Consider the following 6,792-nt stretch of genomic DNA (forward strand, 5'->3'; position numbering starts at 1 on the left):
TTTATTATTTTTGTAATCGAGTGTTGCCGACTCTATGTCAGAAGCATTTTCGTACGCAAGCGCTTGCGTGTACCTTTTGTCGCTTGATTAAACGTTTCATCAAGTGCAAAACCGTGAAACGCGTGCCAGGCGGTTCCAGATGAAATGAATTTTAAAAGCCCCCCCGGAATAAAACCGCCGCCCTGCCCGTTCTGCCCACAGGCACTCGAAGAAATCAGGATGGGTCATGACCGCCACTGCAAGCGTTGTTGTTTACATCTGGTATCCCCATGGGGCGAACGTCGGCCATGCCGCGATGTACATCGGCGATCCGGTGATCGGCAAGATGATCGAAGTGCGTTATGACCGTTACCGCAACAACGGCGAACGCGACCGCGATAGAGCCTTTATCGAGCAGTTCAACACCGCGTATGTAAGTTGGTGGCCCGAGGGCCGCGCCGCGTTGACCGGCAAGCAGCCCCAGGAACGTAACCTGTTCCTGGAGTCGGATATCAGCGCCGAAGGCTGTAAACCCCATGTGGTCTATACGATTTCGGGGTTGAATATGCAGGCCATGCAGGCTGAGTGGTACAGCATCCGCAGCAAACCCAGCGCGAACTACCAGATGCTGCGCAAGAGCTGTTCAACTGTGGTGTTGCGGGTGCTCAGGGCGGGTGGCGCACTGAATAGACTCTCAGCGGCCAAGCGTGCATGGTTTTCCTGCAACCTGTACGTGACGCCAAAAAACGTCGCGCAGATTTGCAATGAACTGCGGGATGCGGGGTTGGCGACCAAAGCCAAGAGTGCCAATTGCCCGGAGAAAGGCTCGTTTATGTTTGGGCTTCGGTAACGTGGTTTGAACCCAAAGCGCAGGTGCTCACGCCGAAGACCTACGCCGACACTCGGCCGAGCCCCGCCAACAGCCTTCAGCCACGCTCACGCGGGATCAGACCCTGCAGCTGCGTGGCCAAAAAGTTGGCATCGAAGGCAAAGGTGTCCGGGTCTTTCAAACCGTTGGTTTTCTTCCACAGCCAATCGTTTTTATCTGCCGCCAGCACCAGCGACACACTGCCATGTCGCGCAGCGGTAAGGCCCATCACCGACACCGATATCAAACCACCAGCGCCCATGACTTCCGGTACAAATTCCACGGCTTTGCCAGTGATATGCACGGTGAGCTTCTCGGTCTTGAAGGTTGAACTCTCAGCCGGCAGACCAGGGCCGCTGGCGACATAAGCTTCACGTTGGACTTCAAGTAAACCGACGCTCTTGACCGGCTCCAGCCACTGTTCGATCTGCCCGAACACCTCACCGAGCTTTTGTGTCCAGCGCGCCGATTGCAGGTCAAATTGCTGTTTTTTATGCGCTTCGCTGTCGGCGTAATGACGAAGCATCTCGCCCAGTTGCTGTACATCGTCCATTGCAAGTTTCCTTGGGTGAGCCAGGTTGCGAGCGACGATCATGGCAGATACGGCGGCTGACCGTATGATTAACGCCTGCGCAACTGCACCGGTGATTTCGCTGGCAACTGCATATGACTAATCCGTGGCCGATGGGTAAGGTGAGGCAACATTCCTGTTCGGGAGCATCGCATGCGCACCATCGGCCTTATCGGCGGCATGAGCTGGGAGTCCAGCGCCGAGTATTACCGCATCATCAACCAACGGGTGCGCGACCAGCTCGGGCCGCTGCGCTCGGCGCAACTGTTGATGTACAGCGTGGACTTCGGCCCAGTGGAACAGGCCCAACATGCCGGGCGTTGGGATGACGCCGCGCTGATCCTCGAAGACGCTGCGCGCCGCCTGCAAGCGGGCGGTGCCGACTGTGTGGTGCTGTGTACCAACACCATGCATCTGGTGGCGCCGCGTATCGAGGCGGCCGTGTCGATTCCGTTCCTGCATATTGCCGATGCGGCGGGCGCTGCGGCAGTCGATGCCGGCACCCTGACAGTTGGCCTGCTGGGCACCGCGTTCACCATGGAACAGGACTTTCTCAAGTCCCGCCTGGCCGCACAGGGTTTGAGCGTATTGGTGCCCGAAGCGCACGAGCGCGAGGCCGTGCACCGGATCATCTATGAAGAGTTGTGTGTCGGGGTGATCAGCGAGGCTTCGCGCCAGGTTTACCAACGGGTGATCGAGTCATTGGCGGCACGGGGTGCCCAGGCGATCATTCTTGGCTGCACGGAAATCGGCCTGCTGATCAAACCGCAGCACAGCCACCTGCCACTGCTGGACACCACCGAGCTGCATGCGCAGGCGGCGGTGGCGTTTGCACTGGCGGATTAGGCCGATTGGCGCAGGCGCGCCATGCTGACAGTGTCGACAAATTTGCCATCACGCAGGGCGTAATCGCGCAACAGGCCTTCCACTTCGAAGCCGAACTTTCGGTACAGGCCTTGCGCGGCTTGATTGTCGGCGTACACCGTAAGCTCCACGCGATGCAGGTTCATCCAGTTGTCGGCCACCTCCAGCGCGGCCGTCAGCAGCCTGGAGCCCACGCCCTTGCCCTGCCACGCCGTGGCCACGCCCATGCCAAACGAGCCGACATGGCTGCGCCGCACTCGCAGGGTCTGTTCCAGGCCAAGCTGGCCAACCACCTCACCGCCATGCACCGCCACCAGCTGCAGCCGTCGCTCGTTATCCAGCGCCAGCTTGTTGCGCCAGGCCTCCACCGATTGATAAGGCATTTGCAGCACCTGACGGCACACGGCCGGGTCGTTATAGAGCGCAGCCACGCCTTCAAGGTGGGCTTCGGTAAAGCGCTGGATCACGATATGGGGTTCAGGTGTGTGCATTGTGTTTCATCCTTTGAAAGACAAGTGACCGGCCAGTGTAGGGCGCGCGGCTGCCTGCTGGCTAGGGTGGGAGCGGGCTTGCTAACTACGCTGCCTGAACGCTGTGCGCCATACCCGCGCAATGTCCACCGCCCGCTCACGCAACAAACGCGGTGCCTCGCTGCACGCCTGCTCAAGGCTCATGGGGCCGGAAGGCAAGGCGAAAGCGGCGTCCACACCATGGGCGTACATTTGCTCATAACCTTCGCCCAAGGTGCCGGCAATCACGATGACCGGCACGCCATGGCGTTGAGCAATACGCGCCACGCCAAACGGTGTTTTGCCGCGCAGGGTCTGTGCATCGAAGCGGCCTTCGCCGGTGATCACCAGGTCCGCATCCTGCACGGCTGCGTCCAGGCCCACCAGTTCGGCAACAACTTCTACCCCCGCGCGAAACTGTGCGCCGAGAAAAGCCTTGGCCGCGAACCCCAAACCGCCCGCCGCGCCGCTGCCGGGCTCGTCGCGCACGTCTTTAGGCAACACATGGGCGCAGTGATCGGCAAAGCGCCCGAGCGCAGCGTCCAGCTGCTCGACCTGCTGCGGGTTGGCGCCTTTTTGTGGGCCGAAAATCGCAGAGGCGCCCTGCGGCCCGCACAGTGGATTGTTGACGTCAGCCGCGATCTCAAAACGCACCTGCGCCAAACGTGGGTCCAGGTGTTCCAGGCTGATGTGCGCCAGGCCTGCCAACGCCAGGCCGCCCGGCGCAAGTGCCTGGCCCTTGGCATCAAACAGCTGCACGCCGAGCGCCTGCATCGCGCCCGCACCGGCATCATTGGTGGCGCTGCCGCCAATCGCCAGGATGATGCGCTGCGCACCGGCATCCAGGGCCGCACGGATCAGCTCGCCGGTGCCGAATGTGCTGCTGATGCAAGCATCGCGCTGACCCGGCGGCACGCGTTGCAAACCACTGGCTTCGGCCATTTCGATCATGGCCGTGTGGCTGTCTGCGAGCCAACCCCAGCGCGCCTCCACCGCCTCGCCCAATGGCCCGCGCACCGTTTCGCGGCGCAACTCGCCCTGGCAGGCAGCGAGTACCGAATCCACCGTACCTTCGCCGCCGTCGGCCATCGGACACTGGACTAGCTGTGCATCCGGCCACACCTGTGCGAGGCCGCTGGCAATCGCCTGGGCAACGCCTTCGGCACTCAGGCTGTCCTTGAATGAGTCGGGGGCGATGATGATTTTCATGGGCTTTCTCCGGTTTTTATAACGCCCATGCTGCCAGTTGCCATCGGCAATGACGCCGGTCCGATGCACAAGTACGGGTGAGGTTTGTTGTTCATTGCGACAAAGCCTGGGGCAATAGCTGTACGCCGAGGTACAACGAAAGCATGCCGTCGAGGGTCAGTGGGTCGACACCGCTGAGTTCGGCAATGCGTTCCATGCGGTAGCGCAGGCTGTTGCGATGAATGCCCAGGGCATCGGCACAGGCCTGGCTTTGACCATCGTGTTCGCACCAGCTACGCAAAGTAGCCAACAACTGGCCGTTGCTGTCCTTGGCCAGGACCTTACGCAGGGGGTTAAGCAATTCGTCCAGGGCGTCGTCGTTGCGGTGGCGCCAGAGCATCACCGGCAGGCGGTAGCGATTGAGGGTCAACAGCTGCGAGTGCGGCAGAATATCGCGACCATAGGCCAGCAAGTCTCCAACGCGGCGGTAACAACGGCGCAACCCGGCCAGGCCATCGGCTTGGCCGCCCACGGCGACCCGCAAGATCTTCCAGCCCAGGCCCTGAAGTTTTTCCAGCAGTTTAGGGTTATCCACTTGGGTCGCCGCAGGCCTGCACCACAGCAAGGAAAACTGCGCAGAACTGACGCACCAGCTGTCCGGGAACCGGCTGCTCAGCCAGGCACTCAAGGCTTCCGCAGATTGGCCTGCACCCAGCTCGAACAGGTAGGGCGTACGGGCCAGCTGGGGTTTGAGCCCCAACTGTTGGGCCTCGTCGACCAGGCGCGGTGAGTCACCGTTGTCGGCCAGCAGCAAGGCCAGCAAGTCATCGCAGCGTTGGCGCCGCCACTGTTGCTCGGCTTGTTGATGGCGGTGGCTGACGAGCATTTCGGCGGTCATGCGCACCAGTTGCGCGTAGGTGCGCAACAACTCAGGCTCGCCGGTGATACCCAGCACGCCGATCAGGCGCTGGTCATGCATCAACGGCAGGTTGATGCCAGGCTGCACACCCTTCAGGTGTTTGGCGGTCTGGCCGTCGATTTCCACGACTCGACCATTGGCCAGCACTAGCTGCGCGCCTTCATGCCGGGTGTTGATGCGCTCCGGCTCGCCACTGCCCAGAATCAGGCCCTGACTGTCCATGACGTTGACGTTATAGGGCAGGATCGCCATGGTGCGATTGACGATATCCTGCGCCAGGTCATGATCCAGCTCGAACATGTGGCTAAGTTCCTTGAAAGGTGTGGTGGTGCATGTTGTTGTTCGTGCTCTTGTTCATGCCCTTGTTCATGCCCTTGTTCAGAGGCACAGCGCAAAGTCTGCCTGACAGTGCGCAAGCACAAAGACAGCACCCGGCAAGGTGGCCGAGACTCTTTGGGCGATCAACGTTACCCTCGCATCGCGAAAAATCATAATAAAGAGAGACTGCCATGTCACAGAGCGCCGCTGCCACACTGGCCACCGATGACGATAAAAACGCCATCTACAAGCGCATTACCCTGCGCCTGATCCCCTTCATATTTATCTGCTACTTGTTCAACTACCTGGACCGGGTGAACGTTGGCTTTGCCAAGTTGCAGATGCTCGATGCGTTGAAATTCAGCGAAACGGTGTACGGCCTGGGTGCCGGGATCTTCTTTATCGGCTACGTGCTGTGCGGCGTACCGAGCAACCTGGCGCTGACCAAGTTTGGCCCACGGCGCTGGATTGCGCTGATGATGATCGTCTGGGGCACGCTGTCCACCTGCCTGCTGTTCGTCACCACGCCCAGCCACTTCTACGGCTTGCGCCTGTTAACCGGTGCAGCAGAAGCCGGGTTCTTCCCCGGCGTGGTGCTGTACCTCTCGCAGTGGTTCCCGACCTTTCGCCGTGGGCGAATCATGGCGTTGTTCATGTCGGCCATTCCGGTATCCGGCCTGCTCGGCAGCCCGTTTTCCGGCTGGATCCTCAACCACTTCGCCGCAGGCCAAGGCGGCCTGGCCGGCTGGCAATGGATGTTCCTGCTGCAAGGCATTCCCACGGTAATTCTGGGCGCTCTCGCCTACTTCCTGCTCAGCGACAGCTTTGCCAACGCCAAGTGGCTCACGCCCCATGAGCGTGCGGTGCTGGAAGCCGATCAGGCGACGGACCTGGCCAACAAACCGAAAACCACCACCGATTCCCTCGGCGAAGTGTTCAAGAACCCGGCGATCTGGGCGTTCGGCCTGATTTACTTCTGCATCCAGAGCGGCGTGTACGCGATCAACTTCTGGCTGCCGTCAATCATCAAGAACCTGGGCTTCAGCGATAACCTGGTGATTGGCTGGCTGAGTGCGATCCCGTACCTGCTGGCTGCCGTGTTCATGCTGCTGGTGGGCCGCTCCGCCGACTTGCGCAAGGAACGTCGCTGGCACCTGGTAGTGCCGATGTTGATGGGCGCGATTGGCTTGGTGATTGCGGTGAACTTCGCCACCACGCCGGCGATTGCAATTCTCGGCCTGACCATCGCCACCATGGGCGCCCTCACCGGCCTGCCGATGTTCTGGCCGGTGCCCACCGCCCTGCTTAGCGCGGGTGCGGCGGCTGGCGGTTTGGCGCTGATCAACTCCATGGGGCAGATGGCGGGGTTCTTGAGCCCGTATATCGTCGGTTTTGTGAAGGATGCCACCGGCTCCACGGACATGGCGCTGTACCTGCTGGCGGCGGTGATTGTGGCCGGCAGTGTGTTGGCGTTGCGCATGACGCGTACCTTGAAGGTGTAATGCGGTCTAAATGTGGGAGCGGGCTTGCTCGCGAATGCGGTGTATCAGTGATAGATGAATTGACTGACCCACCG

The 6,792-nt window shown here is 60.8% G+C and carries 7 protein-coding genes; 3 read left to right on the forward strand and 4 right to left on the reverse strand.

Features of this window, described 5'->3' with window-relative positions:
* Positions 1-226: 226 nt before the first annotated feature.
* Positions 227-829: a hypothetical protein gene (locus tag ACTD9P_RS08765; RefSeq protein ID WP_438867397.1), complete on the forward strand. Its 603-nt coding sequence runs from the start codon at positions 227-229 to the stop codon at positions 827-829.
* Between the two features lie 76 nt (positions 830-905).
* Here ACTD9P_RS08765 and ACTD9P_RS08770 read toward each other — a convergent pair whose 3' ends face one another.
* Positions 906-1,400, reverse strand: coding sequence for a hypothetical protein (locus tag ACTD9P_RS08770; protein ID WP_438867398.1), 495 nt, complete (start codon positions 1,398-1,400; stop codon positions 906-908).
* 171 nt (positions 1,401-1,571) lie between these two features.
* Here ACTD9P_RS08770 and ACTD9P_RS08775 point away from each other — a divergent pair, with 171 nt between their 5' ends.
* Positions 1,572-2,264: an aspartate/glutamate racemase family protein gene (locus tag ACTD9P_RS08775; protein ID WP_438867399.1), complete on the forward strand. Its 693-nt coding sequence runs from the start codon at positions 1,572-1,574 to the stop codon at positions 2,262-2,264.
* Here ACTD9P_RS08775 and ACTD9P_RS08780 read toward each other — a convergent pair.
* The 3 genes from ACTD9P_RS08780 to ACTD9P_RS08790 all read right to left on the reverse strand — a co-directional run bounded on the left by ACTD9P_RS08780 (position 2,261) and on the right by ACTD9P_RS08790 (position 5,198).
* Positions 2,261-2,773 (reverse strand): GNAT family N-acetyltransferase, encoded by a 513-nt coding sequence (locus ACTD9P_RS08780; RefSeq protein WP_438867400.1) that lies wholly within the window; start codon positions 2,771-2,773, stop codon positions 2,261-2,263. The genes ACTD9P_RS08775 and ACTD9P_RS08780 overlap by 4 nt on opposite strands.
* A gap of 81 nt (positions 2,774-2,854) precedes the next feature.
* Positions 2,855-4,000, reverse strand: a complete 1,146-nt coding sequence (locus ACTD9P_RS08785; protein ID WP_438867401.1) for a glycerate kinase — start codon at positions 3,998-4,000, stop codon at positions 2,855-2,857.
* A gap of 91 nt (positions 4,001-4,091) precedes the next feature.
* Positions 4,092-5,198 carry a sugar diacid recognition domain-containing protein gene (locus tag ACTD9P_RS08790; RefSeq protein ID WP_438867402.1) on the reverse strand — a complete coding sequence of 369 codons (1,107 nt, stop codon included), beginning with the start codon at positions 5,196-5,198 and terminating at the stop codon, positions 4,092-4,094.
* 209 nt (positions 5,199-5,407) lie between these two features.
* On the opposite strand from ACTD9P_RS08790, the gene ACTD9P_RS08795 reads away from it, so the two are divergent.
* Positions 5,408-6,718 (forward strand): MFS transporter, encoded by a 1,311-nt coding sequence (locus tag ACTD9P_RS08795; RefSeq protein WP_138817628.1) that lies wholly within the window; start codon positions 5,408-5,410, stop codon positions 6,716-6,718.
* The last annotated feature ends 74 nt before the right edge of the window (positions 6,719-6,792 follow it).

It is taken from the genome of Pseudomonas onubensis, assembly GCF_965653655.1.
Classification (GTDB): Bacteria; Pseudomonadota; Gammaproteobacteria; order Pseudomonadales; family Pseudomonadaceae; genus Aquipseudomonas.